This window comes from Nocardia brasiliensis, from assembly GCF_042691675.1.
In the GTDB taxonomy this organism is placed as follows: Bacteria; Actinomycetota; Actinomycetes; order Mycobacteriales; family Mycobacteriaceae; genus Nocardia; species Nocardia brasiliensis_D.
In genome coordinates this window covers 4,506,172-4,532,759 of record NZ_CP170507.1, presented here as the reverse complement: position 1 = coordinate 4,532,759, position 26,588 = coordinate 4,506,172, and the positions used below count along the sequence as shown (strand labels likewise).

Here is a 26,588-nt window from a genome sequence, read left to right as displayed (position 1 = left end):
ACTACTTGCCGTCCCGAGTAGGCGACAAGGCCTTGATCGCACCCTCTGCCAGAAGAGGCGCAGATCCGAGATCCGGTGCGGCTCCAGGCTGTCGATCGGCACCGCTCAGCCGCAGTGATGGGTGGTACCACTTGACACACCTATTATGGTGGACACCATAGTCAGGAACGGGTCCGGGCTCGAATGAATCGGGTTTGCGCCGAAGCAGACTCGTGGTCCGGCCGTTGACGTGCGCATCGAAGGAGCCCCCGATGTCTGCTGCCGACCTCCAGTTGGAGACCATCAAATTGGACCAAGACGGGCGGGTGCTGACGGCGCGGGTCGTCGCGCCACCGCTCAACTTCGCCACTCCCGAATTCGTTCGTGACCTGGACATACTGACCGCCGCCGTGGAAGCCGACGACACGGTGGGCGCGGTCGTGCTCACCGGCGGGCTGCCCGGCCGGTTCCTCACCCATGCCGACCCGAGCGCGCTCACCGGCATGATCGAGCTGCCGCATCCGTTCATCCCGGCCCGAGTGGCGGCACCGTTCCTACGGGTCGGTGACGTGGCGATGCGGTTGCCCGGCGCGGCGCGGCTGGCCGAACGTTTCGGCGGTGGGCTCGGCGCGGGCCTGGTGTGGGGGCATCGCTGGAAAAAGACGACCCTGCGGATGAATCGCTCGGGAGTGGTGTATCTGGCCGCGATCAACGGCCCCGCGCTCGGCGGCGGCCACGAGATCGCCCTGTCCTGCGACCTGCGCTATGCCGCCGACGCCGACCACGTCAAACTCGGTCAGATCGAGACACTGGCCAACTTGATCCCGGGCGGCGGCGGAACCCAGCGGCTGTCTCGACTTCTCGGCGCCGCCAAGGCGATTGAGGTCACCCTGGAGGGCGCACCGCTGTCAGCGCGGGAAGGTTACCGACTCGGCCTCGTCCATCGACTGGTCCCGGAGGCCCAACTCCTGGCCGAAACCCAAGCGACCGCGGCCAGATTGGCCACCCGCAACCCCATCGTCATCGCGGAAGCCAAGCGCGCCATCTACTTCGGCACCGACAAGTCGCTGTCCCGCGGCCTCGACCGCGAGCAAGCCGGATTCATCTCGGCGGGCACGACCGCCGCGGCGGGACGCACCACCACTGCCTTCTTCGAAGATCTCGAAAGGCTCGGAGATACCCCGTTTCTCGCCGATGTCAAACCGTGGCTCGACGGCACCCGCGTCGACCAGGTCAGCAAATGAGCGAGCGAATCACAGGTTCGGTGCCTGCGGGAATGCCGGAGTCGAGGCACATTGGAGATACAGCGCCAGAAGGCGTGTCGAAGTCGAGCGTTAGTGGGACGAAGTCATGAGCACTGCCCAGGAACAGTGGCACAAAACGGCGTGCATCCTCTGCGAGAACAACTGCGGCCTGCTGATCCAACTCGACGACCGCCGCTTCACCAAAATCCGTGGCGACAAGGAGCATGTCGCCTCCGCCGGTTACACCTGCAACAAGGCGCTGCGGCTGGACCACTATCAGAACGGCGGCGCTCGCCTGACCGCACCGCTGCGCCGCGAACCCGATGGTAGCTTTACCGAAATCGGCTGGGACACCGCCATTTCCGAGATAGCCGCGCGTCTCACAGAGGTCAAGAACCGCTACGGCGGCGACAAGATCTTCTACTACGGCGGCGGGGGGCAGGGCAATCACCTCGGCGGCGCTTACAGTGGCGCACTGCGGCGCGCCGTCGGCGCCCGCTACCGATCCAGCGCGCTGGCGCAGGAGAAGACCGGCGAAGGCTGGGTCGACGCGCATCTCACCGGAGGTCACACCACCGGCGATTTCGAACATGCCGAAGTGTCGGTGTTCCTCGGCAAGAACCCCTGGCAGTCGCATGGCGTCCCGCGCGCGCGAACGGTGCTGCAACAGATCGCCAAGGATCCTGCCCGCAGCATGATCGTGCTGGACCCGGTGCGCACCGAAACCGCCGACCTTGCCGACCTCCATCTGCAACTACGCCCGGGCACCGATGCCTGGTGCTTGTCCGCGATCCTCGCCGTCCTGGTCCAGGACGACCTCGTGGACCACAACTTTCTCACCGAGCACACCACCGGGTCCGAGGCTGTACTGCGCGAGTTCTCCGGTATCGACGTCGCCGCCCACGCCGAAATCTGCGGTGTTCCTGAACAACTCCTGCGCGCCGCTGCCTACCGCATCGGCATTGCCGACAGCGTCGCCACGTACGAAGACCTCGGCGTCCAGCAGAGCCCCAACAGCACCCTCATCTCGTATCTGAACAAACTGCTCTGGCTGCTCACCGGAAACTTCGCCAAACGCGGTGCCATGCATCCCCATTCGTGGATGGCTCCGCTGGCCGGGTACAGCGTCGACATCAAACGCACCCCCGTCACCGGCGCTCCGATCCTCGGCGGCATGGTGCCGTGCAACTCCATCACCGAGGAAATCCTCACCGACCATCCCGACCGCTTCCGCGCGATGATCATCGAATCATCGAATCCCGCACACTCCCTTGCTGATTCGGCTACGTTCCGCCGAGCTCTCGACGCCCTGGACCTGGTCGTCGTGCTCGACGTCGCGTTCACCGAGACCGCGCGGCACGCCGACTACGTGCTGCCCGCGGCCAGTCAATTCGAGAAGTGGGAAGCGACCTTCTTCAATCTCGAGTTCCCGCACAACACTTTTCATCTCCGCGCGCCGGTCCTCGACCCGCTGCCGGGCACTCTGCCCGAACCGGAAATCTACGCCAGGCTGCTGCGTGAGCTCGGCGTCGTCGGCGGCGGCAAGCTCGCCGTGCTGCGGACGGCCGCGAAACTCGGTCGCCGACCGTACAAATGGGCGTTTGCCGCACTGCTCGCGACCGACAAATCCCTGGCAGGTGTCGCGCCGTACGTGCTGTACGAAACACTGGGCCCGACCCTGCCCGACAACGCCCGCTCCGCCGCGGTCCTGTGGGCGCTCGCCCAGCGCATCGCCAAGATCTATCCCGCCGCCATGCGCCGCGCCGGGCATCGCGACGCCGAGGCCCTCTTCGATGCGATCCTCGCAGGCCGCTCCGGCGTCACCTTCACCGTCGACGACTACGCCGACGCGTGGGACTACCTACCCCACCCCGACAAGCGCATCCCCGTCGCGATACCGGAACTGCTACACGCCCTGCGTGACCTCGCGAACACTCCGGCCGTCCACACGAGCGCCGAGTTCCCGTTCGTCCTGGCCGCGGGGGAACGTCGCTCCTTCACCGCCAACACCATCTTCCGTGACGACACCTGGCGCCGCCGCGATTCCGACGGCGCTCTGCGTCTCAACCCTGACGACGCCGCTGACCTCGGCCTGACCACCGGCGACCGCGCTCGCATCACCACCCGCCGCGGCACCGCCATCTCGACCGTGGAAATCAACGACCGCATGCAACCAGGCCACGCCTCCCTCCCCAACGGACTCGGCCTCGACCTGCCCGACGGAGACGGCACCCAACGCACCGGCGTAGCCGCCAACGAACTCACCGACATCACCTGGCGCGACGCCATCGCGGGCACGCCGTGGCACAAACACGTTCCCGCGCGCATCGAGGCGCTACAGAATGGGTGACGACGGAAGTGGCACGGGCACCGAAGCAGTCGCGCTGATCGCGCATGGTGCGCCCGGAAGCCGTTGTGCGGCAACGTGATGCAATCGGCACTTCGAACGCGCGAACGCCCCGGCCGCGAACGTGTCTCCGTTGACACGGCCGCGGCCGGGGCGTTCGCATTCACCATTTCGTGAGCCCCTCATCGACTCACGAAAGGTGTTGGGCTAGGACGGGTTACGCAGGATGTCGATGCCGCGGCCGGCCAGCCAGGGGAGCGGGTCGATGGGCTCGCCGCTGGGCAGGTGGACCTCGTAGTGCAGGTGCGGGCCGGTGGAGAAGCCGCGGTTGCCGACGGTGGCGATGATGTCGCCCGCGCGGACCTGCTGGCCGACGGTGGCCAGGATGTCGTTCACGTGGCCGTAGATGCCGATGGTGCCGTCGTCCTGCTGCACCCGCACCCACATGCCGAAGCCGCTGGCCGGGCCGGCCTCGATCACGACGCCGTCGGTGACCGCGGCGATCGGTGTGCCGATCGCGTCGGCCAGGTCGAGGCCCGCGTGCAGCGAACCCCAGCGCATGCCGAAGGTCGAGGTCAGGATTCCGCCGATGGGGCGAACGGTCCTGGGTCGAGCGGCCTCCACCGCGATGCGGTGCTGCTCCCACACGACGTTGTCCGGCACGATCTGCGGCATCTGCGCTTCGCGCGGGGTGAACGCGGTGAACTTGGCCTGCGTGGCCACATCGGCGTTAGCGGAGGCGGGCTTTCCGGCGGCCAGGTGGCCGGTGGATTCGGTCGATTGCTGATCGGCGGCGGCGAGGACGCCGAGCGAGGCGCTGACGACCGCGGACACGGCCACCGCGCGGGTGGCGGCACGGTGGCGTCGGGTCCGGGTCGCGCCCCGACGAGAAGATAACGGAACGGTCACGGGCATGGGACGAACGTACGGGAGGTCCATGCGGGTTCGGCAATCGTGTGGCTACCGTCACAGCGCTACGAAAGCCCAGTTGGCATGTCACAAGTAGGTAACGGCACGGCGCGCCTCGCGTGTTCACCTGGGAAAATTCCGTATTGCGCCGAGTTGACCAATTGGTCGCTCGTTGATCACACTATTTGAGTGGCGACTAATGGAGTTCGCGCCCTCATGGCGCTGTCCGACCCGACCCGCCGCGCCATCTTCGAGGCCCTTCCGCAGGCCCCGCGCGCGGTCGGCGAACTCGCGGAGATCACCGGCGTGACCAGCTCCGCCGTCTCCCAGCACCTACGGGTTCTCCGGGAGGCCCGCCTGGTGATGATGCGCCCGCAAGGCAACCGCCGCCTGTACTCCCTCGACCCCCGCGGCCTCGGCGACGCCCGCGACTACCTCGACCAGTTCTGGCCGAGCGCGCTGGCCGCGTACTCGGCCGCGCTGCAAACCGCCCGTGCTGAGGGGACGCCCTGATCGCACGATGATCTCAGCCGGATTCGCTCGGCTCCGTCCCTGCGGGCGTGCGCCTTTTCGCCGCCGTCAACCCACGCGGCGATAAGTCGCCCGCCGCGGTTGCACACCGTTGCCCGGCGCACCGCCCTTGTTGAGCTGCTTGTCCACGGCATTGATCACTTCGGTGACACCGATCCGCAGCAGCCCGGCATCGGGGGTATCGGCGTACGGGTCGCCGAGCTGCCCGGCCCACAGCACGGCGTGCCGGTTCAGCAGATGCGGGGGCGGCCCACCCCAGCGGGGCGGTGTGGGCCCGAAGAGCAGCACGGTGCGCGTGCCGAATGCGGTGGCCAGGTGCGCGACCCCGGTATCGCCGCAGATCACCAGACCGGCCTCGGCGACGGTGGCGGCCAGTTCGATCAGATTTTGTTCCCCGGCCAGCACCTGTCCGGTCGGTAGACCCGCCCGCGCGGCGATGTTCAGCGCGATGTCCCGCTCGTGCGCATCCCCGGTGAGCACCACCTCACGGCCGAGCACCAGCAGATGCCGGACAACGGCCGCGAACCGATCCGGCGGCCACCGCCGCGCCGGTGCGCCCGCGCCGACGTGTACGACGACGCATCCCCGGTGGCTCGTAGTCGACACCGGCGGCACCAGACCGAGATTGCGCCGGTCCGCGACGATGCCGTCGGATTCGAGCAGGTGGCACCAGCGGTCCACGTCGTGCATGTCGGTCTGCCACTCCGGGCCGGACAGTTCGGGGAACGCCGGGTTGCGGTAGCTGAGGATGCGTCCCGCGTCGGTCTTCTCCAGCTCCACAATGCTTTCGGTGCTCGGGCCGTGCAGGTTGATGGCGAGTTGGGGTGGCGGTGCGTCCCAGCGGAGTCCGCCGAGCTCGGCGGTCGGCATGATCGCGTCGACCGAGGCGGTCAGGTCGACGATCGGTTTGAGGCGGTGCGGCGCGGCCAGCACGATCCGGTCGTGTGGCTTGGCCCGGCGCAGCGCACGTAAAGCCGGGACCGCGGTGAGTAGATCACCGAGCCCACGTGCCTGCAGCACGAGTACAACCGCCACCCTCTTCTCCTAGCCACCCGAGACTCACGAAACCCGACCCACCCGCTCCACCCCATAGGCGTACACGACGAGAGTCACTTAGGGATGACTACCCGACCCCCACCGGCGATAAACCCCACTCAGGCGTTAGTGATCGCACCTTTTCCGCAGGAGCACTAACCTCGTGTGCATGACCTCCCGGCTCAACCCGTACCTCAGTTTCGGCGACACGGCCCGCGCAGCCTTGGAGTTCTACCGCGACGTGTTCGGCGGCACCCTGACCATCAGCACCTTCGGCGAATTCAGCGACCAGGACGCGCCCGGCGCCGACCTGGTCATGCACGGCATCCTGGAGACCCCCAGCGGCTTCACCCTGATGGCCGCGGACACCCCACCCGGCATGGAATACAAACCGGGAAGCAGCATTTCGATCAGTCTCAGCGGGGAGGACGCCGCGGAGTTGCGGAGTTACTGGGACCGGTTGTCGGCCGCGGGCACCGTCTCGGTGCCGTTGGAGAAGCAGATGTGGGGCGACGAGTTCGGCATGTGCCAGGACCGGTTCGGCATCTCCTGGATGGTCAATATCGCCGCCCCGGCGACCGCGGGCTCGGGTGTGTCGGCCGCGGACCCGTCTGCCTGACCGGCACGGCACGGGCCACGGAACTAGCGGGTCGCGCGAGCAAATTCCCAGGAAACCCCCCGTGTAGGGCATAGCATTCCAGCTATGACGACAAACAGCGTGCTCGAGGGTCCTCTGCAGTCGCTTGCCCGCAGTGCGTGGCAAACCGTTCTGGTCACCGGCCTGTTGTCGGTGGTACTCGGTGTGATCATTCTGATCTGGCCGGGGCCGACGTTGCTGGCCGCGGGTGTCCTGTTCGGTATCTATCTGGTGGTCAGCGGATTCCTCCAGCTGATGGCGGCCTTCGGCTTTCCGAGTAGCACCGGGGTCCGGGTGCTGGCTTTCATCAGCGGCGTGCTGTCCATCGCCATCGGCATCTTCTGCTTCCGCGACGAGCTGACTTCGATTCTGCTGCTGGCGATTTGGATCGGCATCGGCTGGCTGTTCCGGGGTGTTTCGGTGGTGGTGATGTCGCTGTCCGAGCCGACGATGCCCGGCCGCGGCTGGAACATCTTCTTCGGCGTGATCACGGTGATCGCGGGCGTGGTGTTGATCGCCTGGCCGTTGGAGTCGGTGGCCACGCTGGCCGTGGTTGTCGGGGTGTGGTTGATCGTGCTCGGCATTATGGAGGTCATCGTGGCGTTCGGAGTTCGCAAGGACGTCCGGGCGATGCACGACACCGTCGTCTGACGGATTCGCTTCGGTCTGCGGCCGCCGCGTCGATTCGGCGCGGCGGCCGCCATGTGTTGCCGGCTCGACCGATCAGCGGATGCCGACACACGGTGTCGGCACCGGATCCGCCGTCAGGATTCGAACAGCGACTCTCCGACATAGCCACCCGGTGACGGCACACCCGGTGGGATGACGAACACCGCCGAACCCACCGGCGTCGTCCACACATTGAGCGCGTCGAAGTCCGCGAGCCGTTGCTGGACCGGCAAGAACTGGGTGTCCACGTCGCGCTGATAGGCGGCGAAGAGCAGACCCGAATTCGAGATCGCGCCCGGTGTCGGGGCATCGTCGTAGTTGTAGCCGCGGCGCAGGAACCGCTCACCGTCATGCGTGTGGTGCGCGCGAGCGATGTGCGAGGACGGCGGGATGATCGGGATGCCGTTCGCGTCGACCGCCGCGAAATCCGGCTCGTCGAACTCCGCGGCGCCGGTCAGCGGCGCACCGTTGGCGATGGTGCGGCCGACGGTGAGTTCCCTTCCCGCCTGGTCGATTTCGTCCCAGGTGTCCAGCGTCATCGCGATCCGGCGCAGCACGAACGAGGTGCCGCCGGCGAGCCACGGCTGGGCCGCGCCGTCATCCCACACCAGCCGATCGAAATCGGCGGTGCCCGGTGCGATGTTCACCGTGCCGTCCACCTGACCCATCAGATTGCGTGGCGTCCGACCAGGCGCGGCATCGCGGAATCCGCGCTGCACCCAGCGCACGGTGACCAGCGACGACACGTTCCGGCACAGCACCCGCACCGCATGCGACACCGTGGTCGCCTCGTCGGCGCAGACCTGCACGAGTAGGTCGCCGTCGCTCCAGGCCGATTCGAGCCGGTCGATAGCGAACGGCGGCAGCGGGCGAAGCCAGGGCGGGCGCTTGTGCCCGAGGTTCGCGGCGGTGAACACGGCCGGGCCGAGGCCGATGGTCACAGTGAGCCGGGCTGGTCGTTGTGCCAGTTCCGGTTCCGTGTCGGCCAGGGCGGGGCGGCCCTGGGTGAGCCGGGCGGCGTCGCCGGTCCAGATCTTCAGGATGCCGACGATGTCGTCCCTGGTGACGCCCGGTCTCAGATCGAACGCGACGAACGCCGCCTGTGCTTGCGGAACCGTGGCTATCCCGGCCTGGTGCGGACCGTAGAACGGTTCGGTGGTCGGAGCCTGTGGTGTTTCGTCGCGGCCGGTCAGCGCGACCGCACCCCACCCGATGCCCGCGGCGCCCGCCGCGGCGGCACCGCCACCGAGCAAGCGTCGTCGGTTGAGGCGTCCCGGGCGGGAGCTGGTCTGCTCAGCCACCGTGCGCCGGTGCCTGCGCACCGCTCGCGTGATCGGGTGCGTAGTTCTCCTGGTTGCCGGAGAAGTCACGCACCTGCGCGGTGAACTCTTTGCTCGACCCGTCATCGAAGATCAGCGTGACGGGTGTTTCGGTGCCGGTGCGCAACGGACCGTTGAGGCCCATGAACATGATGTGATCGCCACCGGGGCGCAGATCGATCTTCCCGTGCGCCGGAATCACGAAACCGCCCGCCTTGGGACGCATCGTCTTGGTCCCGCTCGCATCCGAGACGACCTCGTGCAACTCGACCCGACTGGACACCGGGCTCGACGCCGACACCACCGTCAGCGCTTTGTCGCCCGCGTTGCTCAGCTCACCGAACGCCGCGGACATCCCGCCGTCCGCCGCCTTCACCCACTGGTCTTGGATGGTTACGGAATCGGCGGCGCGGGTGTCGGTCTTGTCATTGGACGAACAGGCGACGAGCAGTAGCGGGATGGCCAGAGCTGCGGCGGCGCCGCGCAATACACGGGCTGATGGGCGAGAGCTGGGTGTTGCCTTGCTGGTTGGGGTGCGCATGGAAATCTCCGATCGTGTGGGGTTGGTGGTGAGCCGCGAGCCGAGGACCGAAACCGGCGGTTCGCGCGAGCTTGTGAACCTGTCAGCGCACAACACGCAATGTGTTGCGGGGCCGACCTTTACGGACGAACCGAGTGGCAGACGGTGGTCCGTGCTGGCGTGCTGGCGTGCTGGCGTGCTGGCGTGCTGGCGTGCTGGCGTGCTGGCGTGCTGGCGTGCTGGCGTGCTGGCGTGCTGGCGTGCTGGTTCGATCCGTGGACGGCAATAGCGCTGTCTCGTCGGCTCGGCCAATAGGTCGTGCATGTGGCGCGAGAACCTGTAGCTCACTCGGTCAGCACTGACGCACTGAGCCCATTGAGAGCTGAGCCCTGGCGGCTCTGCGCAATACGTGTGACAAATGGCGTCGGCCGCGCCGAACCGGTGATGCGGCTCGATGAGCAGACTGGTCGCACTGATCGTGCGGAACAGTGCCGAGTGTTCGCTTACAGGTGTAACGCGCCCGCACAGCAGAAGCGTTGTGCAGCAGCGTGATTGGTCCACTACTCGCGGCAGCGAAGCAGGTTCAGCGAAGCGCCGGTGGCCCGCGCAGTCCGAATCCGGAGCTGAACAGCAGTCGGCGCGGCGCACTCAGCGGGCCGACAAGTACGGCGTAAGCGACGGTGGCGGGCGCGGCGGGACGGGAGCTGAGCACCCGCACAGTGCCGTTCGCCGCGGACACCGCTCGCGCGACCGCGATTTCGGCGCCTCGGATGAGCAGCGCTCCCACCGGAATGGCAGCGAGGTGCGCGACAACCATGACCGCGGTCATGCCACTGCCGTGCTGGTGACCGGACGACATCGTCAGCGCCACGTGGCCGACCGCCTGCCCGATCGCAAGCAGCACCATCACTTCGGCAACCCCATGCCGGGACCGCCGGACCGCGACCGCCACACCGACAACCGCGCAGGCGGCTATCAGCAGGGCGACCGAAGACTGACCAGGGGAGACAACCCCACCCCCGAGCGCATGCGCCGCAATGCTCACCGCCCCCGACGAGGATCCGACGAACGCCCCGCGCAGTCGCGCCGCTGCCTCCGCCGATGTCCGCACCGACCCATACTACTTCCGGTCGTAGTGCCGAAATGCACCGGTTTGACCGACGGCCTACGTCACGCCGCCCGCACCGGCACGCCGTCCGGATTCGGGGTTAGCAAGGATTGCTGTGGCCCGCGGCGCGGCCTCGGCCGCCAGCGCCGCCCTCGCCCACAGCCACGACTGGATCCGCAGCGCCGCCCCGCTCAACCGAAGTCGACGCCATCCCGCTCGCATTGCGCGCTTCATGATCAACGGGACATGGTGGAGGCGCTACTCGCAAAATGCCTCCACCATGTCCCGTTGATCATGGCCGAGTCGGCTCGTGGCCGGGTTGCCCAGCTGCTGGGACAGCGCGTCAGCCGTGTCGGTCGATATCTGCGCGATGCACTCTCCGGACCTGCGCGACGCACTCTCCGTCACCGACCTGGGGGCCGAACCCCCCGTAAACCTCCGCTCACGCCACCACAGGCAACAGACCGGGGCGTTTAGGTTCGAGGTCGGTGCCCGAGGACGTTCCACGCAGGCGCCGACCGATCCAGGGCGCCAGGTAACGGGTGGCCCATCGGAACTCTGTCGCAAGCGTCCCCGCGAAGGATCGGTCGACTGGCGGCAACGGTTCCCGCCAGGTGTCGTCGGATCCAGGAACGGCGAGCGCGGCGGCGAGGGCGCGGGCGACGATGTCGTGACCGATCGGACTCAGGTGCAGCCGATCCTCGTCCCACGCCGCAGGGTGGGTCGCGGCGGCGACGGGTTCGAAGTCGACGAGGGTGACGCCGTGCTGTGCGGCCAGCTCACGCAGGTCGCGTTCAGCGTGCGCACACGCGCGGACAGCGGGCGGGCGAACGGCGCGACGGCGCCGATGTCGGAGACGGTAAAGGTCACCACATCAGCGCCGCTCGCGGTGAGGCTGGCGAACATCGCCTCGACGTCGGCGAGCAGCGCGGCCCGGTCGAAGCGCGGCCGGATGATGTCATTCATACCCGCCGACACGGAGACCAGATCGAATTCCATGGCGAGTGCGGGTCCGAGCTGTTCGGCCCGCTCCTGGGCGGCGCGCCGCCCGCAGACGGCGAGATCGGCGTACTCCAGACCCGGATCGGCGGTGCCGAGCAGCGCGGCGAACCGATCGGCCCAGCCGCGGTATCCGCCGTTCCCGTCGGGATCGCCGATGCCTTCGGTCTGACTGTCACCGAGGGCGACGCATCGGCGAACGAGAGTGGGCTGCACGTCGAGCTCCTGCGTCGGGCGGAAACGCTAGGGGCGCGCCGCTTTCCGCTTCATCGTCGCACGCCTTCAGAGCGGCCGGAATCCCGACCCGACGCCACCCGCATGATCGATGTCTTCGAGCACCATGCCGATCTGGGTCGCCACGGCCGGATCGTGCAACGGCGCCACCGCGGGCTGGCACACCATGTCGAACACGGTGACGCCGACCACCTGCACGCCGATGTGCCCGACATTCATGCCGACCAGCCGGTCACCGATGGTGACCGGTCCACCGGAATCACCCGGCTGGGAACAGGACTGGTTCTGGAACCACCACCGATGCGTATCCCATACGACCCCGCAGTTGTATCCGGAGGTGCGCCCGTTCTTGCACACCACATCGCCCTGCTGCGGCGGCGTTCCGATACCGCTGATCACGGTGGCGGCTACCTGGCGGATCGGGATGACCTTGGCTCGATCGAATTCGAGTACCGCGTAATCGTCGTGATGGTCCACCGCGGCGACAGTGCCGACGGTTCCCGCGTTCGGCATCCGCTCGGCCCGCACGGACATCCCGATTTCCGCGCAGTGTCCCGCGGTCAATCCGACCAGCCGGTCCCGGCGGTCGTACCCGATCGTGGTCAGCGTGCACACCCCGCGTCCGAGCAGAATCCCCGAACCACCGCCGAGCGTCGCCATCGGCGTGGCGGCCGCGAGTCCCGGCGCACCGACGGCGGTGAACGTCATCGCGGCTACACCGACAGCTATTCGAATCCCGAACCGTCCCAGCCCAACCATGTCGCACCCTTCATCCGGGGATGTATCAGGTCACGAGCATCCAAGCGGTGGGTCCGATCCTTCCAGACCGGCCGGTCTTTACGTTGACTGATAACCGTTCCGTGACCAGATCTTGGGCCAACCGCAACTCGGACCCGGCAGGCCGACCCTTCAGAGGAAGTCGTCGAGATGGGCGAGCAGGGCCTCGGGCCGCTCCTCGGCGATGAAATGGCCACAGTCGGGGATGGCCCCGCCGCGCACGTCCTCGGCATAGCCGCGCCAAACATCCAGTGCCGGAATCTCTTCGAGGAAGCTGGCGGCGCCCCAAAGCACGAGCACCGGCATGCTCAGGAGGTGGCCTGCGTCCGCGTTGTCGTGTTCGGTGTCGAGGTCGGCGGCGCGATAGTCGTCGAAACCGGCCCGCAGCGCACCGGGCGTGCTGAAGGCGCGGATGTATTCATCGATGGCTTCGCCGGGCAAACCGTGCCGATTGACGGTCCAGGTCTCGAAGAAGTAGCGCAGATAACCGGAAATATCATGGCCGACAAGGCGTTCCGGAAGATCCGGTTGCAGGTGGAACAGCCAGTGAAAGTAGCGACGACCGAGCGCGGCGTCCATCCGCCGCCAGGTCTCCCTGGTGGGAATGATGTCGAGCACGGCGAGCTTGCTGACCTGATCCGGGCGATCCAGCGCCCACCGGTGGGCCACCCGCGCGCCGCGATCGTGCCCGACCACCGCGGCCGCGGTGAAGCCCAGCGATTCGATCAGCGCGGCCACGTCGGCGGCCATGCTGCGTTTGTCGTAGCCGGTCGTCGGTTTGTCGGTGTACCCGTAACCGCGCAGGTCGGGGGCGATGACGGTGTGTCGTTCGGCCAACGCGGGCAGGACTCGCCGCCAGCAGTAACCGGTCTGCGGCCAGCCGTGCAGCAACACCACGGCTGAACCCGACCCCGCGCGCCGGTAGTGCATGTGGATGCCGTTGACGGTGGCGACGCCGCGGCTGATCTCGACCATAGGAGCATTCTCAATCGCGCCGGACTCTTGCGACAGTGGAATCGCGGCGTCGGTTCGCGCTGGACGCCTGCGACGGTGGGGTCGTGGCGTCGGTTCGCGCTGGACGCCTGCGACGGTGGGGTCGCGGCGTCGGTTCGTTGCGGGCTGCGGCGAATGCTGGTTCTGCGAGCAGATTTTGGGTGCAAGGGCAGTGACGCGCCCTCGGCCACAGTCGCAGCGCAGGCTCGGGGCGGTGACTCGGTAATCCGCTGATCCGTGATCGGCGCTGCGTTGGTGGGGGTAACCCGCTGAATCCTGATCGGCGCTATGTCGGCGCGGTGACTCGGTAATCCGCTGATCCGTGATCGCGCTGCGTCGGTGGGGTAAGTCGGTCACGCGCTGAATCCTGATCGGCGCTATGTCGGTGCGGGTAACTCGGTAATCCGCTGAACCTTGATCGGCGCTGCGTCGGTGCGGGTGGCTGGGTAATCCGCTGGACGTTGATCGGCTCCGCGTCGATGCGCAGACCGAATCGTGGTCACCGCGCTCGATATGTCGACCTGGTATTACGAAATAGCCGGGCTCACAACGCGATAGTCGCGCGGACGAGGTTGTGGTCGGAGAGGCCGCCCGCGTCCTCGACCACGACCTCGCGCACGGTGGCGTCGCGCACGACGATTTGATCGATGAAGTGCGACTTCGCCCCCGAGGTGCGCGGGCGCGTCGGCAGGGAGTCGGGCGGCAGGTCGGCAACGGTGAAACTCTCGCCGAGGCTCGCCGCGACGGTATCCCGGTCGATATTGAAATCGCCGAGCAGAATCGCCGGGTATTCCGGTGTGGCGGAAGCCAATTCGACAAGCCGGGCGAGCTGCTTGGTGCGCCGCCGGTCCCCGGTCAGGTGCGTGGCGATGACCACCGCTCCGCCCGTGGCGACCGCCAGCGCGCCCTTGCCCGGGTCGTCGGTGAAGGATTCGGCGGTGATCTCCCGGCTCGGTCCCTCGACGATGAGCACCAGGTGCTCGCTGGGATCGCGCAGCGCGCTGGCGTGCCGGCGTGCCGTCGGTACCCGCTGATACTGCATGGAGTGGACCGTCCGACCGGGTAATGCCGCACGGAGACTGATCAATTGGTCGCCGCTGACCTCCTGTAGCGCGATGACCCGCTCGGTCCGCGCGGCCACGCGGGCGGTGAGTGCGTCGATGCGGGCCGCCTCGTCCGGCCAGCGGCTGGAGACGTCCTCGTACCAGTTTTCGGCGTGGATGCGGTGCAGGACGTTCCACGTGGCAACGGTGATCACAGGTCGCGATGCTAGGGGACCGCGTCTGAACGCTCTCTGCCGGAGCGGTATCCGGCGGCCGGATGTCTGGCACATGTGGTCGGCGCCACTACTTCAGGCCGATCGGATCTATGCAAACATTGCGATCTATGCATATGATGGACGCATGAGCACAGCGGGACGAAAAGACGACCACGGCCATGGCGCCGCATTGCTGGGGGAGCGGTCAGAGCTGATCTTCGCGATCGCCTCCGGCGTGACCTACGCCGGAGGTATGACGGCGAAGTATCTGGTGTCCGCGCCGGAATGGGTGGCGCTCGCGCTGTTCGCGGCGACCTACTTCTTCGGTGGTTTCTTCACCATCCGCACGGCGCTTGCCACCGTGCGACGCGGCCGATTCGAGGTCGACTTCCTGATGCTGGTCGCGGCGGTCGGCGCGGCGATGGTCGGCAAGTGGGCCGAAGGGTCGGTGCTGCTGTTCCTGTTCAGCCTCGGGCACGCGTTGGAGGAGTACGCGATGGGTCGCGCGCAGCGGTCGATCGAGGCGCTCGCCGAACTCGCACCCGCCACCGCGCTCGTGCGTGGCTCCGACGGAGTGGTGCGCGAGGTGGCTGTGGATTCGCTCTCGATCGGTGATGTGGTTGTCGTGCTACCGAATTCGAGGCTCGCCGCCGACGGTGTGGTCGTCGATGGCGTGAGTAGCGTCGACGAGTCGTCGGTGACGGGCGAGAGCATTCCCGTGGAGAAGGCGCCGATCGCCGACGTCGCACTGGCGAGTAGTACCTCGGTACCGGAAACGCATCGGGTGTTCGCGGGCACGATGAACGGTTCCGGGGCGATGGATGTCCTGGTGACCAGCCGCGCCGCGGACAGCATGCTGGCGCGGGTGATCACGATGGTGCGTGACGCCGACACCCAGAAGTCGCCTACGCAGCGGTTCATCGATCGGTTCCAGCTGTTCTACGTGCCTGTGGTACTCGCCGGCGTGCTCGGCGTGCTGGCCTACGGCGTGTTCGCCGGTTCGGAATCGTTCGCCGACAGCTTCTATCGAGCGATGGTCGTGCTCGTGGCGGCCAGCCCGTGCGCGCTGGCGATCGCCACCCCGAGTGCGGTGTTGGCGGGCATCGCCCGTGCCGCGCAGGCCGGTGTGCTCGCCAAGGGAGGCGGGCCGCTGGAAACCCTCGGCCGGGTGCGGTCGATGGCGTTCGACAAGACCGGCACCCTCACCTGGGGTCAGCCGAAGGTCACCGACATCGTCCCGGCACACCCGGAATTGCGCGACGAACTGATCGCCACCCTGTTCGCGGTCGAGTCCTACAGTGACCATCCGCTGGCTGGTGCGATCACCCGCGACCTCGCCCCGCTGGTGCCCGCGGGCGCCGAACGCACTGCGACCGCCGTCAATTCGGTGACCGGTCGCGGCGTGACGGCCCTCATCGACGGCCGCGCCACCGAGGTAGGCAACCGCACCATGTTCTTCGAACTCGATCCCGAGGGGGTGCCGAGTGAGATCGTCCGAACCGTCGACGAACTGCACGACCGCGGCCGCACCACGATGATCGTCCGGCACGGCGGCGTGTACCTGGGCGTCGTCGGCGTGATGGATCTCCCGCGCGCCGAGGCCGCCCCCGTGGTCGAACGCCTGCGGGCACTGGGCATCGACGACATCGTCCTCATCTCCGGCGACCACCAGCGGGTAGCGGACGCCGTCGCCGCCGACATGGGACTGAACGCCGCCCACGGCGGACTGCTGCCCGAAGACAAAGTCACCATGATCGGCAAACTCGGCGGCCGCAACGGCACCGCCATGGTCGGCGACGGCGTCAACGACGCACCCGCGATGGTCAACTCCTCGGTCGGCATCGCGATGGGCGCGAGCGGTTCGGCCGTCGCACTGGAAACCGCCGACATCGCTCTCATGGTCGACGATATCGGCCGCCTACCCTTCGCCGTCGCACTGAGCAGGCAGACCGCCCGCATCATCCGCCAGAACCTGACCTTCTCCCTGCTGATCGTCGCCGCCCTGGTCCCCGCCACCCTCCTAGGCCTGCCGATCGGCCCCGCAGTCTTCATCCACGAAGGCTCCACCCTCCTCGTCGTAGCAAACGCCCTGCGCCTCCTGCGTTTCGGCCGCGGCGCCGAGCACGAGGGCATCGATCACGAACCGAGACCCGCCACGATCTAAACACCTCCCGCCACAAGCCCACCTCCCCGCAGCGCCACCCGTCGGCTTTGCGGGGAGAAGCATGCTCAGCCAATGTCCTCCGATTCCTCGGAACGTTCAGCATCCCGGCCGTCCGTGTGCAGTTGGGCACGGTAGTGCCGCACGTTGGCCGCGCGGGGAGAGGCATTAGAGCCGATCATTTCGATTCGTGAAACGTTCACCGTTCCGGTGACGACGGCGGAGCCAGCTGCCGCGCTGCACCCAATTCAGGATCAGCACGTTGGAAGGGGCCCGACGGCGGTGGCGAGCACTCTCCCTGCGTCGTCTCGTTCGGCCACCCGGTTTGGCCCCCTGGCGGGATAGGACGGCGACGAACCAGTGATCACTCCGTCAGACCGCTCGACACCGAACTGCTGCCGGTCCTATAACGGCCATGGCGCGACAGAACGCATGGCCCCCACCGGGACCCGCCGCCAACCAGCCCCCGGCCGTTGCGGTCATTGAGCGGGACATGGCTGTGCCGAAGTGCGAGTGGCGACTCCGTGGTGTCCCGTTGGCGACCCGGCCCTGGTGTTTGGGTCGCTGAGCGGGACATGGTTGCGTCGAAGTGCGAGTGGCGACTCCGTGGTGTCCCGTTGGCGACCCGGCCCGGGTTGTTGTGGTCATTGAGCGGGACATGGTTGCGCCGGCGTGCGAGTGGTGACTCCGTGGTGTCCCGTTGGCGATCCGGGCCTGGTTGTTGTGGTGGCTGAACGGGACATGGTTGCGCCAGCGTGCGAGTACCCGCACCGTTGTGTCCCGCTCGGCACCGGAGTACGGCTAGCCGAATCCGTCGAGGCCCGCGGAGTGGGTGCCATTCGGCCGCGGTCGGGGCGAGGTGCCGAGTCTGCCTCGGCCGCAGTGTCGGTGTCTTCGTCGCGATCGAGCGTCGCCTTCCGGCCGTTGTGGTCATTGAGCGGGACACAGCTGCGCCGACGTGCGAGTACCCGGACCGTTGTGTCCCGTTGGCGATCCGGCCCTGGCCGTTGTGGTCGCTGAGCGGGACATGGCCGTGCTGAAGTGCGAGTGGCGACTCCGTGGTGTCCCGTTGGCGACCCTGCCCTGGTTGTTGGCGTCGCTGAGCGGGACATGGCCGTGCCGAAGTGCGAGTACCTCTACTGTTGTGTCCCGTTCGGTGGGCTGGCTTGGGGCACTCTATTAGCCCAGCTCGGCACACTCCACTTATAGCGCGTCCGGCCCTTGTCGGATTATCTCCGGAGTAGGACATCCCAGCCCGAAACCGCGACTGAATACTCCGCAGTGTCCCGGTCAGGCGATCCGGCTCGGCCGGTCTGGCGTCGAGTGGGACATGGTTGGGCCGATGTGCGAGTACCCGCACCGTGGTGTCCCGTTGGCGACCGGCCCTGGCGGTTGTGGTCGCTGAACGGGACATGGCTGTGCCGAAGTGCGAGTGGCCACTCCGTGGTGTCCCGTTGGCGATCCGGCGCATGCCGTTGTGGTTGTTGAGTGGGACATGGTTGCGTCGAAGTGCGAGTGGCGACTCTGTGGTGTCCCGTTCGGGGGATGGCTGGGTCGGGTGGGACGTGGTTGCGGGAGACCTTGGTTACGGTGCGGTGGGGACCGTTGGGTGGAGGGCATCGTTGAGCTCTTGCGAGGAGGCTTTTGCGAGGAGGTATCGGCGGAGCGTGGGGGGTCGGGGCTGTATGGGAGCACAGCCGCTACGACGCTGCTGCCGACGCGGCGAGTTCTGGCGCCTGCCAAGGCAAGCAGAGGATCAACGGTGGACAAGCAGCGGACCGATGGTGGAGACGACAGCGGGGACATGGACAATGTCGTATCCGACAGCTTCATCCGGGGTGCGGATTGGCGACCATCTTCGTGGGACTGGGGCTGCCCGGGGCTGGCCGCCCACACGGAATCTCCACATTTGGTGCCGGAGCTCTCCACAGGGGGTGGCTAGGGTTCCGGGCATGGAGCAGAACGGAGCGGCTGGGGGACCGGCGGCGCGGCGGATTCTGGTGGTGGATGACGAAGTGACCATCGCGGAGTCTGTGGCGGCGCGGCTGCGGGCCGAGGGGTTCACGGTGGATGTGGCGCACGACGGGCCCGGGGCTGTGGCGGCGGCGTCGGCGATTGCGCCTGATCTGGTGGTGCTGGATGTGATGTTGCCGGGTTTCGACGGTCTCGAGGTGTGCAGGCGGATCCAAGCGGAGCGTCCGGTGCCGGTGCTGATGCTGACCGCGCGCACCGACGAAACCGACCAACTCGTCGGGCTCGGCGTCGGCGCGGACGACTACCTGACCAAACCGTTCTCCCTGCGCGTCCTCACCGCTCGCGTGCACGCACTACTGCGCCGCATGGACCGCGCCGCCGACCGCGACGGCGACACCATCGTCGTCGGCGACCTGCGCATCGATGTAGACCAACGCCGCGTCTGGCGCGCCGACGTCGAAGCCCAGCTCACCCCTCTCGAATTCGACCTACTCGCCCGGTTGGCCCGCCGCCCCCGCGTGGTCCTGGCCCGCGAACGCCTGCTCGAAGAGGTGTGGGACTGGGCCGACGCCGCAGGCACCCGCGCCGTCGACAGCCACGTGAAGGCATTGCGACGCAAGCTCGGTGCCGACTTGATCCGCACCGTGCACGGCGTTGGTTACGCACTGGAGGCACGATGATGCAGGGCGCGGAGCGCGGTGGCGCGAAGCGCGATGGCGTGCGGCGCGATGGCGTGCGGCGCGATGGCGTGCGGCGCGATGGCGTGCGGCGCGATGGCGTGCGGCGCGATGGCGTGCGGCGCGATGGCGTGCGGCGCGATGGCGTGCGGCGCGATGGCGTGCGGCGCGGTGGCGCGGAGGGCGATGGTGTGCGGCGCGGTGGCGTAGAACGGCACGGCGTCGACGGCGACGCCGTGGACAGCGACGGTGGGGAGCGTGGCGGGGCGCTGCACGAGGGAGTGCAATGCGACGGAATGGTCTCGGCGCGGACGTCGGATTCGTCAGCAGATCCGGCGGGCGCCCGGAGTGCTCCGAAAGAGCCGTCGCGCGCCCGCGTGGCGAGCCCGGTTCGTACCGGCGGCGCTTCCTGGGGTCATGCGCCCGTCGAACGGCTGCGCGAGTTGTCGGACAAGGTGGCCGAGGTGCTGCCACGGCCGTTGGATCCGGTCCGGTCGATCAAACTGAAGCTGGCCATCTTGATGTTGTGTGCGGGCGGGATCGCGTTCGGATTCTTCCGGGTCAAGATCGGCTGGTTGCCTCCGAAAACGACGGTCGCCGCGGTGGTCATCGCACTGGTGACCTCGCAGTTCCTCGCGCACGGCATCACCAGGCCGCTGCGTGAGATGACGGCGGCGGCCAAGCGGATGGCGCACGGTGACTACACCCGGCGGGTGCGCGCCAGTTCCCGGGACGAGGTCGGGCAGCTGGCCGAGGCATTCAATCAGATGGCCGCGGATCTGGCGGCCGCCGATCAACAACGCCGGGACCTCATCGCGAACGTCTCGCACGAACTGCGCACCCCGATCACGGCCCTGAACGCGGTGCTGGAGAACCTGGTGGACGGTGTCTCCGAACCGGACCCGAAGACATTGCGCACCGCACTCGCCCAGACCGAACGGCTGAGCCTGCTCGTCTCCGAACTGCTCGACTTATCCAGTATCGAGGCGGGCGCTTTCCCGCTCGACCGCGAAAGACTTGCGGTCACACCGCTGTTGGCCGAGGTCGTGGCCGAGTCCGAAGTCGCCGCCGCGGCACTCGGCCGCGGCGTCCGGTTCACGACCGACGTGCAACCGAGCACGGCAAGCGTATTCGCAGACCGTGCGCGATTGCATCAGGTGCTGCTCAACCTGCTCGACAACGCCGCACGACACGGCCCGGCCGGCGGCGAGGTCCACGTCAGGGCACGCAGGCACCCCGGCCAACTGGTGATCGAGGTAGCCGACGACGGCCCCGGCATCCCACCGGCCGAACGCGCCCGCGTCTTCGACCGCTTCACCCGCGGTGGCCGCACCGCCGGCGGCGGCACCGGTCTCGGCCTCGCCATCTCCCGCTGGATCGTCGACTTGCACGGCGGCACCATCGCCGTAGCCGACCCCGGTTCTCGCATCCGCGTGGTCCTACCCGACCACTGACCCACCACACCTACCAACCCGCACCACATCAGGTCGCGGGGCGATCCCGCACACCCTTAGGAGGGGCCATGCCCGAATCAACCGAAGTATCAACGCCTCCGGAACGTGTGCCACCGCCGCAGCCCCGCCCGACGCGCTCGGCCCCCGTACCGACGCCGAGATGGCGTCGCGTCGCCTGCCCGCCCGGCGTCCTGCCCGCTGCGGGTGTCGCCGGATTGGCCGGTGCGGCCTTGATCCCGTGGGACCGCCCTGGAATCGGTTGGGTGCTTGCGGGAGCTGTCGCCGTCGGCGCGGTGTACGTGGTAGACCGCAACGCTCGCAAATCCGCCCGCAGTGCGGCCGACGGGTCGGGCGCGGAAGGTGTTGGGGTCGACGGCAATTCATCGATTGGGTCTGCGCGTGCTGGTGCGCCGACCTCCTCCGCCAGGGGATCGAATCCCGCGGCAGAGGATCTGACTGCGCGGACGATGCGCGCTGAACCCGATTCGGGCTCGACTGAAGACCACGTCCAGAGCAGCGGGCCCGCTAGCCGGGCGAAATCAACCTCGATCGATCCGCGAGAAGTGGTCGAGCGGAAAGCCGTTGCGGCGGTGTCGAATCCCGGAGGGGAGGATTCGACCCGCGCCGCGCAGGCAGACCAGATCAATGACACCGACACCGATGCCGCAGCCGAGACGAACCGGCAGCCGAGCGGAACCGGACGCGCCGCTGACTCGGCAGCGGGTAGCCCGGGAGACGAGGGTGCTCCAAGACATACACGTGAATCTCCGCAGGGCGTCACAAAGTCGGATCCGAAAGTCGTTGATACTCCGGCGAAGTCCGAGGATGCTGACCCCGCATCGACGTCGGCCGCTGATCGGAGTCGAAGGTCTACTTCGCTCGCGGGATCCCCTCCCGCGGACGAGAGTCCCGCGCGGTCGACGGCCTGGCCCGTATTCGGCGAGAATTCCGCACGGATCTGGTGGGCCGGAATGTTTTTGGCGTTTCTGGCGGTAGGTACGTTTCGTGCGGCGGGCTGGTTGTTCGTGCTGTGCGTGCTGGCGGCGGGTGTCGCCGGGTCATTAGCCGTCGTGGGACGCCGGACGGCGAATGGCCTGCTTTACGACATGATCGCCTTGCCGATCGGGGCATTGACCAGTATCCCGTGGGTGTATGCGGGGGTCGAGCGGCTGCGCGGCGGCAAGTCGCGGCGAGAACGCGGTATCGCGCTGTCGGTGACCGTCACCATCGCATTGCTCGCGGTGTTCGTTCCGCTGCTCGGTGGCGCCGATGCGACCTTCGCGTATCTGCTCGAATCGGTGACACCGAAGGTCGACAGTGCGCTGGCGGTCCAGTGGATCGTGCTGTTCACCGTTGTCGGGCTCGGTGCGGCCGGTGCTCTGTACGTGCTCGCTGGTCCGCCTCTGCCAGCTGCGGAATCCGCTGGGAGCGAGCCGGTTCGAACGCTGCGCCGCCTCGAGTGGGCACTACCGGTCGGTGCGCTGACCGTGCTGTTCGCGGTGTTCGTCGGCGCGCAGTTCGTGGCGCTGTTCGGCGGCGACGACTATGTGCAGCGCACTGCGGGGCTCACCTACGCCGAGTACGCGCGTAGCGGGTTCTGGCAGCTGTCGGTGGTCACCGTCCTGACCCTGGCGGTGATCTTGGTGGTCCTGCGCTCGGCAGCCAAAGAGTCTGCGGCCGACCGTCTTTGGCTGCGCGCGCTGCTGTGTGCGGTGAGCGTACTGTCGCTGATCATTGTCGCCTCGGCCCTCGGCCGCATGTGGACCTACCAGCAGGCATATGGGTTCACTGTGCTGCGGCTGCTGGTGGAGGTCTGCGAACTGTGGCTCGGCCTGGTCTACCTGCTGGTGATCGCTGCTGTGCTGAGCCTGCGCCGAATGTGGTTGCCGCGCGCTATGGTCGGCACCGCCATGGCCACCCTGCTCGCACTGGCTATCTTGAATCCCGAGCTCTTCATCGCCGACCGGAACATCGACGGCTGGCAGCGGGGCAAGCCGTTCGACGCCGAATATCTGACCACCCTGTCGCCCGACATCCTCCCCGCCACCGACCGCCTCCCCGAACAGCTGCGCGCCACCGTGCGCGAGCAGATCCGCGACGATCTCGACTCCGACACCTGGTACAGCTGGAACCTGTCCCGCGCGAACGCCACAAGGTGATCCCCGCAGATACGCAACGGCGCGACCGTCCTCGGGCACAGCTGGAGCGTGCCCGCACAGATCTGGCGACAGTGTTGACGGCGAGTCTTTAGCTCCGGAGTCGGGCAGTGATGCCGCGCTGTGAAAATCACTGGTAAAGCCACATGCGCCCCTGACGGTTTCCCGTCATGACAACCAACTGACGCGTACGCAATCCACGTCCCTTGCAAAGTTCGCGCCCAAGCGCGGAGAAGGCCCGGAGTTCTGCCGGCAAACATGAGCCCACCATTCTTGACGCGCAGCGGCACGTCCCGCGTGGCCATCCGGCACCTTGATCAACTGACTGATGTCGATGATGACTCGCTTGGGTGGATAGACGCGCGATGCGAGGGCGCGGCTCAAACGGATCCGGCTACGCATCGCACGAATGTTCCCCAGGGCGCCGGTGCCTTCAGGGCAGTGACCTGTCGTTCTGCCTTGTGGACGGTGTCCTTGTCGCAGTTATCTGGTCGGTTATCTGGTCGGCTCGGCGTTGGCCGTGAGCCAATGCGAGCTGGGTGCGGAGGGTCTTGACCTCGTCGGTCAGTTCCTTGATCCGGTTGTGTGCGAGTTCGAGGCGGCGGCGGCGCCATGACTCGTCGCTGGCTTGTTGAGGTCGCAGCGCGATCTGCGCGTTCGGGCTGCTGCCGGGGCGCGTAAGCGCCGGATCTCGTCTTTTAGGTCGGTCTGGTTGTAAAGCCAGGAGCGCGAGATTCCGGCGTGACCGGCGACCGATTCGAAGTTGATCCGTGCCCGGCCTGGTCCAGTTCGTGGAGGGCCGTGAGGGCTTTTGGCTCGGGTGTGCTCATGCCGCTGTCGGGCTGCGGCCCGCAGGTGCTCGGTGTTGTCAGCTCGCATCGGTAGCGGATTCTGTCGCGTCCGTAGCCTTCTCGAGGCCGGTAATGATCGCCAGGAGGTTGTCGGCGGTGCGTTGGTTCATCTCGGCCAAGCGCAGCTGCCCGCGCTGCTGGGCGCGGTCGATGGTGCCGCGGGTCAGTTCGAGCTGGTCGCGGTGCTGGGGCAGGAATTCGGGGGTGGTGATGAATACCGGACAGGTCAAACATGCGTTGGCGTGCGGACAGCTCTGTCGCATCGGCAGCCCGCAGGGTCGGCTGTGTAGATCCAGTCCAAGCCGTCGTAGCCCGGGCTGTCGAGGTGTTGTGCACGGGTCAGTCCTGCGCGCAGGGCCAAACGCTGAGATGCGATGTTGTCCGGTCGAATTCGGGCTATCAATGGCACGTGGGGAACGTGTTGGGACACCCGAGCAACGACAGCGGCCGTAGTCTCGCCTGCGTGACCTCGCCCCTATGCTGCGGGCGCGAAGCGGCAGAAGAGGTTGAGCACCGGTGTTCTGTGCAGTTCCATTGGCTTGACGCCGCAGAACCCGACAGGCTCTGCCGCACTATGTCGCAGCACGACCCAGTAGCCGTATCCGTGGCGCTGCCACTGATCATCCCAGCGAGCAAAGAGCTGCTGCGCCTGCTCCCGCTCGGTCAGCGCATCCGAAGGGTTGTGGATGCAGGTGAGTGGATCGTTGTGGATCGTGAAGATCGCATCGATGTCCGCAGTGGTCGGACGGCGTAACAACAATCTGGCGGTTCGAGTCGTTTTCATTGTCGAGCTGGATTCCCCCATATCCGAGATCGTAGAACGTGACGCCGCCCGGGTGGGCACAACCAGATGTCCTGAGCTGCTGCAGGTCTCGCGGCGTCGGGTCCTGCTGCGGGTGCTTTGCTCAGCGTGGGGTACCCACCTCGAAGGTCACATTGGACTGGCATCACCTCTGCCCTGATGCCTCTGTCGCAGGGCGTGCCATCGGGTCTGCGGCCGGTCTCACCCGCGTGGTCGGCACTGCAGCAAACCTGGCGGCCACAAGCGTCCGCAATTCGGCAATACCGAACGGTCAACTGCCGTCGCCATGATCGGTCCGCATAGCAGATTTGAAACACGTACCCTCACGGATCGCCTGCTGTCGGTAGTCCCGCGATCGGCAACGCGGTGGCCCCACAACGCTGGCAAGCGACGCATGGCCATTAACAGACAACCGCATACGTCGACTACTTGAGAACATAGTCCGCAGTACCCTATAGAACATAGGTTCGAATTCTGCGACAGTCGGGTCATGCTGGTCGAACGGACGAATCTGGCTAAGGCGGGCGCAGGTCGATGGGTCGGGCCGATCCTCTGCAGGACTACAGGGGTCCTCGGGCGTTGTTGCCCTCCGCTAGCGCTGAGTCTGTGGGCGCCGATCATCTGCTAGCAATCATCGCCACGTAATACGTTGAAAAGTGCACGTACTCCTCACCCGTTCCCGTAAGCTGTGCTCGTTCATTCTTGTTAGAGAAGAGGTTTCATGTTTTTGGCAGAGATGGGACTTACACAGCACGACTCCCTGACTGCAGCACAGGCTGCGGCCAACGAAGCCGCCTCATCATCGGGCGGTCGTGTCTTCACCTGCGTTGTGTTTCGGCAAGGTGGGCGCCTGATGCTCACCACTGCGTTCTCGTACGCGTTCCTGGTCAGGCACGTGATTTCATCGCCAGCGGCGAAGGGGGGTAACCCCCGGATGGCGACCAATCGCCCGGTCGACAGTGGGCACGTACGTGTGATCACCAAGTACCTGACTGAGAACGAGGGAGACTACATCCTTCCGCCGGTCACTCTCAATGTTCGCTCGGTTCCCGCGATCCACGTCCCCCGCGGGAACTTCGCTACGACAGTGGGGTTCGTCGTGATCGGTGATGAGACCCAGTTCTCCGTCACGGATGGGCAACACCGCTTGATGGCGATCTCCAGGCGGAGGGAGACGCTGGATGACAACTCGAACTTCATGGCGGACAGCATCTCGGTCGTAATCGTCGTCGAGCCGGATCTCGCACGTATTCACCAGGATTTCGCAGATGCTGCGCAGACTAAACAGATTCCGGCAAGCCTCTTGGCAGCGTTCAACACCAGGGAGCCTTTGAATCGCGTGCTTACAAAGATCGTGGACGGTTCGCGATTCTTCCGGGGCAGGATCGATGAGACATCGAAGAGCCTGTCAAAGAACTCTCCGTCCGCGTTCTTGCTGAACCAGGTACGCGGAATGGTCAAAGAACTACTCTTTCGTGATTATGCACTGAGCGAAAGCAGTATACCCGCCCGTAGCGCACAGGTGATTGGAACCACGGCTGACCAAGATGCGTTCGTTTCCCGTACCTTGACGATGCTGGAACTGCTAACTACCCATATGGAGCCTTGGAAGACGATCGCGGAGCTTCCAACATCAGGCGGTCCGGCCAACCAGGTAGTCGACTTCCGTCGCCACTACATCAACATGACCGCGACCGGCTTGGTCATCATCGGGCACGTTGCATACGAGATCGAAAAGAGCCGTGATCCAGATTGGCGCCGCTCTTGCTACGTCGACCTCGCAACCAAGATCGACTGGCGCCGTGAAGCCGGCATCTGGCAGGGCAACATCATCACGGACGACAAGATCAGCACAACCCGGGGACCGGGCCGGGCCGCCGCACAACGTGTGATGCAGGAATTGGGCATCCGTTCGATTGGATAAGGGCTTGTAACCCTAACGGCGACCGAGGGG

23 protein-coding genes are annotated in these 26,588 nt (G+C 66.8%); 10 read left to right on the top strand and 13 right to left on the bottom strand.

All coding sequences use genetic code 11. From position 1 onward, the window contains the following. Nucleotides 1-251: 251 nt before the first annotated feature. Nucleotides 252-1,223, top strand: a complete 972-nt coding sequence (locus ACFK0J_RS20910) for an enoyl-CoA hydratase/isomerase family protein (protein WP_378729735.1) — start codon at nucleotides 252-254, stop codon at nucleotides 1,221-1,223. Between the two features lie 106 nt (nucleotides 1,224-1,329). Next, the gene (locus ACFK0J_RS20905; RefSeq protein ID WP_378729733.1) at nucleotides 1,330-3,573 is read left to right on the top strand and encodes a molybdopterin-dependent oxidoreductase; all 2,244 of its coding nucleotides are present in this window, start codon (nucleotides 1,330-1,332) and stop codon (nucleotides 3,571-3,573) included. Between the two features lie 204 nt (nucleotides 3,574-3,777). On the opposite strand, the gene ACFK0J_RS20900 is transcribed toward ACFK0J_RS20905, so the two are convergent. Next, nucleotides 3,778-4,485: a M23 family metallopeptidase gene (locus tag ACFK0J_RS20900; RefSeq protein WP_378729731.1), complete on the bottom strand. Its 708-nt coding sequence runs from the start codon at nucleotides 4,483-4,485 to the stop codon at nucleotides 3,778-3,780. Nucleotides 4,486-4,695: 210 nt separating this feature from the next. On the opposite strand from ACFK0J_RS20900, the gene ACFK0J_RS20895 reads away from it, so the two are divergent. Further along, nucleotides 4,696-4,992, top strand: a complete 297-nt coding sequence (locus tag ACFK0J_RS20895; RefSeq protein ID WP_378742946.1) for an ArsR/SmtB family transcription factor — start codon at nucleotides 4,696-4,698, stop codon at nucleotides 4,990-4,992. Nucleotides 4,993-5,058: 66 nt separating this feature from the next. Here the strand turns inward: ACFK0J_RS20895 and ACFK0J_RS20890 are convergent, their stop codons facing one another. Further along, the gene (locus ACFK0J_RS20890; RefSeq protein ID WP_378729729.1) at nucleotides 5,059-6,045 is read right to left on the bottom strand and encodes a glycosyltransferase family 9 protein; all 987 of its coding nucleotides are present in this window, start codon (nucleotides 6,043-6,045) and stop codon (nucleotides 5,059-5,061) included. Between the two features lie 169 nt (nucleotides 6,046-6,214). Between ACFK0J_RS20890 and ACFK0J_RS20885 the strand changes: the two genes are divergently transcribed. After that, nucleotides 6,215-6,664, top strand: coding sequence for a VOC family protein (locus ACFK0J_RS20885; protein ID WP_378729727.1), 450 nt, complete (start codon nucleotides 6,215-6,217; stop codon nucleotides 6,662-6,664). An 84-nt stretch (nucleotides 6,665-6,748) separates the two neighbouring features. Next, a complete protein-coding gene (locus ACFK0J_RS20880; protein WP_378729725.1) occupies nucleotides 6,749-7,333 on the top strand; it encodes an HdeD family acid-resistance protein in 585 nt (194 codons plus the stop codon). Nucleotides 7,334-7,446: 113 nt separating this feature from the next. Here ACFK0J_RS20880 and ACFK0J_RS20875 read toward each other — a convergent pair whose 3' ends face one another. From ACFK0J_RS20875 to ACFK0J_RS20845, 7 genes are all read right to left on the bottom strand, one after another. Next, nucleotides 7,447-8,652: a Dyp-type peroxidase gene (locus ACFK0J_RS20875; RefSeq protein WP_378729723.1), complete on the bottom strand. Its 1,206-nt coding sequence runs from the start codon at nucleotides 8,650-8,652 to the stop codon at nucleotides 7,447-7,449. Further along, nucleotides 8,645-9,211, bottom strand: a complete 567-nt coding sequence (locus ACFK0J_RS20870) for a copper chaperone PCu(A)C (protein WP_378729721.1) — start codon at nucleotides 9,209-9,211, stop codon at nucleotides 8,645-8,647. Before ACFK0J_RS20870 ends, ACFK0J_RS20875 begins: the two co-directional genes overlap by 8 nt. Nucleotides 9,212-9,773: 562 nt before the next feature. Then, nucleotides 9,774-10,301 carry a hypothetical protein gene (locus ACFK0J_RS20865; RefSeq protein WP_378729719.1) on the bottom strand — a complete coding sequence of 176 codons (528 nt, stop codon included), beginning with the start codon at nucleotides 10,299-10,301 and terminating at the stop codon, nucleotides 9,774-9,776. A 681-nt stretch (nucleotides 10,302-10,982) separates the two neighbouring features. Continuing rightward, complete coding sequence (locus ACFK0J_RS20860; protein ID WP_378729717.1) at nucleotides 10,983-11,513, bottom strand: SGNH/GDSL hydrolase family protein; 531 nt, start codon at nucleotides 11,511-11,513, stop codon at nucleotides 10,983-10,985. 66 nt (nucleotides 11,514-11,579) lie between these two features. Further along, the gene (locus tag ACFK0J_RS20855) at nucleotides 11,580-12,239 is read right to left on the bottom strand and encodes a hypothetical protein (RefSeq protein WP_378729715.1); all 660 of its coding nucleotides are present in this window, start codon (nucleotides 12,237-12,239) and stop codon (nucleotides 11,580-11,582) included. Nucleotides 12,240-12,440: 201 nt separating this feature from the next. Next, on the bottom strand, nucleotides 12,441-13,283 hold the full coding sequence (locus tag ACFK0J_RS20850) for an alpha/beta fold hydrolase (RefSeq protein WP_378729713.1): 843 nt from the start codon (nucleotides 13,281-13,283) through the stop codon (nucleotides 12,441-12,443). A 562-nt stretch (nucleotides 13,284-13,845) separates the two neighbouring features. Next, nucleotides 13,846-14,559: an endonuclease/exonuclease/phosphatase family protein gene (locus ACFK0J_RS20845; protein WP_378729711.1), complete on the bottom strand. Its 714-nt coding sequence runs from the start codon at nucleotides 14,557-14,559 to the stop codon at nucleotides 13,846-13,848. A 145-nt stretch (nucleotides 14,560-14,704) separates the two neighbouring features. On the opposite strand from ACFK0J_RS20845, the gene ACFK0J_RS20840 reads away from it, so the two are divergent. Together ACFK0J_RS20840 and ACFK0J_RS20835 are read left to right on the top strand one after the other, a co-directional pair. Continuing rightward, nucleotides 14,705-16,723: a heavy metal translocating P-type ATPase gene (locus ACFK0J_RS20840; RefSeq protein WP_378729709.1), complete on the top strand. Its 2,019-nt coding sequence runs from the start codon at nucleotides 14,705-14,707 to the stop codon at nucleotides 16,721-16,723. Between the two features lie 1,949 nt (nucleotides 16,724-18,672). Continuing rightward, on the top strand, nucleotides 18,673-19,374 hold the full coding sequence (locus ACFK0J_RS20835) for a response regulator (protein ID WP_378729707.1): 702 nt from the start codon (nucleotides 18,673-18,675) through the stop codon (nucleotides 19,372-19,374). Here ACFK0J_RS20835 and ACFK0J_RS20830 read toward each other — a convergent pair. Beyond that, nucleotides 19,353-19,646 carry a hypothetical protein gene (locus ACFK0J_RS20830; RefSeq protein ID WP_378729705.1) on the bottom strand — a complete coding sequence of 98 codons (294 nt, stop codon included), beginning with the start codon at nucleotides 19,644-19,646 and terminating at the stop codon, nucleotides 19,353-19,355. The two genes, ACFK0J_RS20835 and ACFK0J_RS20830, sit on opposite strands and share 22 nt — an antisense overlap. A gap of 102 nt (nucleotides 19,647-19,748) precedes the next feature. Here ACFK0J_RS20830 and ACFK0J_RS20825 point away from each other — a divergent pair, with 102 nt between their 5' ends. Then, nucleotides 19,749-20,825, top strand: coding sequence for an ATP-binding protein (locus ACFK0J_RS20825; RefSeq protein WP_378729703.1), 1,077 nt, complete (start codon nucleotides 19,749-19,751; stop codon nucleotides 20,823-20,825). A gap of 539 nt (nucleotides 20,826-21,364) precedes the next feature. Here the strand turns inward: ACFK0J_RS20825 and ACFK0J_RS20820 are convergent. Next, nucleotides 21,365-21,580, bottom strand: coding sequence for a hypothetical protein (locus ACFK0J_RS20820; protein WP_378729701.1), 216 nt, complete (start codon nucleotides 21,578-21,580; stop codon nucleotides 21,365-21,367). A 216-nt stretch (nucleotides 21,581-21,796) separates the two neighbouring features. Here ACFK0J_RS20820 and ACFK0J_RS20815 point away from each other — a divergent pair, with 216 nt between their 5' ends. After that, nucleotides 21,797-22,984 carry a DUF4153 domain-containing protein gene (locus ACFK0J_RS20815; protein ID WP_378729699.1) on the top strand — a complete coding sequence of 396 codons (1,188 nt, stop codon included), beginning with the start codon at nucleotides 21,797-21,799 and terminating at the stop codon, nucleotides 22,982-22,984. A gap of 865 nt (nucleotides 22,985-23,849) precedes the next feature. Here ACFK0J_RS20815 and ACFK0J_RS20810 read toward each other — a convergent pair. Both ACFK0J_RS20810 and ACFK0J_RS20805 read right to left on the bottom strand, forming a co-directional pair. Continuing rightward, nucleotides 23,850-24,095 carry a hypothetical protein gene (locus ACFK0J_RS20810; protein WP_378729697.1) on the bottom strand — a complete coding sequence of 82 codons (246 nt, stop codon included), beginning with the start codon at nucleotides 24,093-24,095 and terminating at the stop codon, nucleotides 23,850-23,852. 212 nt (nucleotides 24,096-24,307) lie between these two features. Continuing rightward, nucleotides 24,308-24,637 (bottom strand): GNAT family N-acetyltransferase, encoded by a 330-nt coding sequence (locus ACFK0J_RS20805; RefSeq protein ID WP_378729695.1) that lies wholly within the window; start codon nucleotides 24,635-24,637, stop codon nucleotides 24,308-24,310. Nucleotides 24,638-25,355: 718 nt separating this feature from the next. On the opposite strand from ACFK0J_RS20805, the gene ACFK0J_RS20800 reads away from it, so the two are divergent. Then, complete coding sequence (locus tag ACFK0J_RS20800) at nucleotides 25,356-26,558, top strand: DNA sulfur modification protein DndB (RefSeq protein ID WP_378729693.1); 1,203 nt, start codon at nucleotides 25,356-25,358, stop codon at nucleotides 26,556-26,558. Nucleotides 26,559-26,588 lie beyond the last annotated feature (30 nt).

Bases quoted from the DNA above. Each gene is read 5' to 3' on its own strand.
- ACFK0J_RS20820 (WP_378729701.1), bottom strand. From the start codon at position 21,580: ATGTCTTGGAGCACCCTCGTCTCCCGGGCTACCCGCTGCCGAGTCAGC.
- ACFK0J_RS20810 (WP_378729697.1), bottom strand. From the start codon at position 24,095: ATGCGACAGAGCTGTCCGCACGCCAACGCATGTTTGACCTGTCCGGTA.
- ACFK0J_RS20815 (WP_378729699.1), top strand. From the start codon at position 21,797: ATGTTTTTGGCGTTTCTGGCGGTAGGTACGTTTCGTGCGGCGGGCTGG.
- ACFK0J_RS20870 (WP_378729721.1), bottom strand. From the start codon at position 9,211: ATGCGCACCCCAACCAGCAAGGCAACACCCAGCTCTCGCCCATCAGCC.
- ACFK0J_RS20840 (WP_378729709.1), top strand. From the start codon at position 14,705: ATGAGCACAGCGGGACGAAAAGACGACCACGGCCATGGCGCCGCATTG.
- ACFK0J_RS20910 (WP_378729735.1), top strand. From the start codon at position 252: ATGTCTGCTGCCGACCTCCAGTTGGAGACCATCAAATTGGACCAAGAC.
- ACFK0J_RS20850 (WP_378729713.1), bottom strand. From the start codon at position 13,283: ATGGTCGAGATCAGCCGCGGCGTCGCCACCGTCAACGGCATCCACATG.
- ACFK0J_RS20835 (WP_378729707.1), top strand. From the start codon at position 18,673: ATGGAGCAGAACGGAGCGGCTGGGGGACCGGCGGCGCGGCGGATTCTG.
- ACFK0J_RS20880 (WP_378729725.1), top strand. From the start codon at position 6,749: ATGACGACAAACAGCGTGCTCGAGGGTCCTCTGCAGTCGCTTGCCCGC.
- ACFK0J_RS20855 (WP_378729715.1), bottom strand. From the start codon at position 12,239: ATGACGTTCACCGCCGTCGGTGCGCCGGGACTCGCGGCCGCCACGCCG.
- ACFK0J_RS20905 (WP_378729733.1), top strand. From the start codon at position 1,330: ATGAGCACTGCCCAGGAACAGTGGCACAAAACGGCGTGCATCCTCTGC.
- ACFK0J_RS20895 (WP_378742946.1), top strand. From the start codon at position 4,696: ATGGCGCTGTCCGACCCGACCCGCCGCGCCATCTTCGAGGCCCTTCCG.
- ACFK0J_RS20805 (WP_378729695.1), bottom strand. From the start codon at position 24,637: ATGGGGGAATCCAGCTCGACAATGAAAACGACTCGAACCGCCAGATTG.
- ACFK0J_RS20885 (WP_378729727.1), top strand. From the start codon at position 6,215: ATGACCTCCCGGCTCAACCCGTACCTCAGTTTCGGCGACACGGCCCGC.
- ACFK0J_RS20900 (WP_378729731.1), bottom strand. From the start codon at position 4,485: ATGCCCGTGACCGTTCCGTTATCTTCTCGTCGGGGCGCGACCCGGACC.
- ACFK0J_RS20800 (WP_378729693.1), top strand. From the start codon at position 25,356: ATGTTTTTGGCAGAGATGGGACTTACACAGCACGACTCCCTGACTGCA.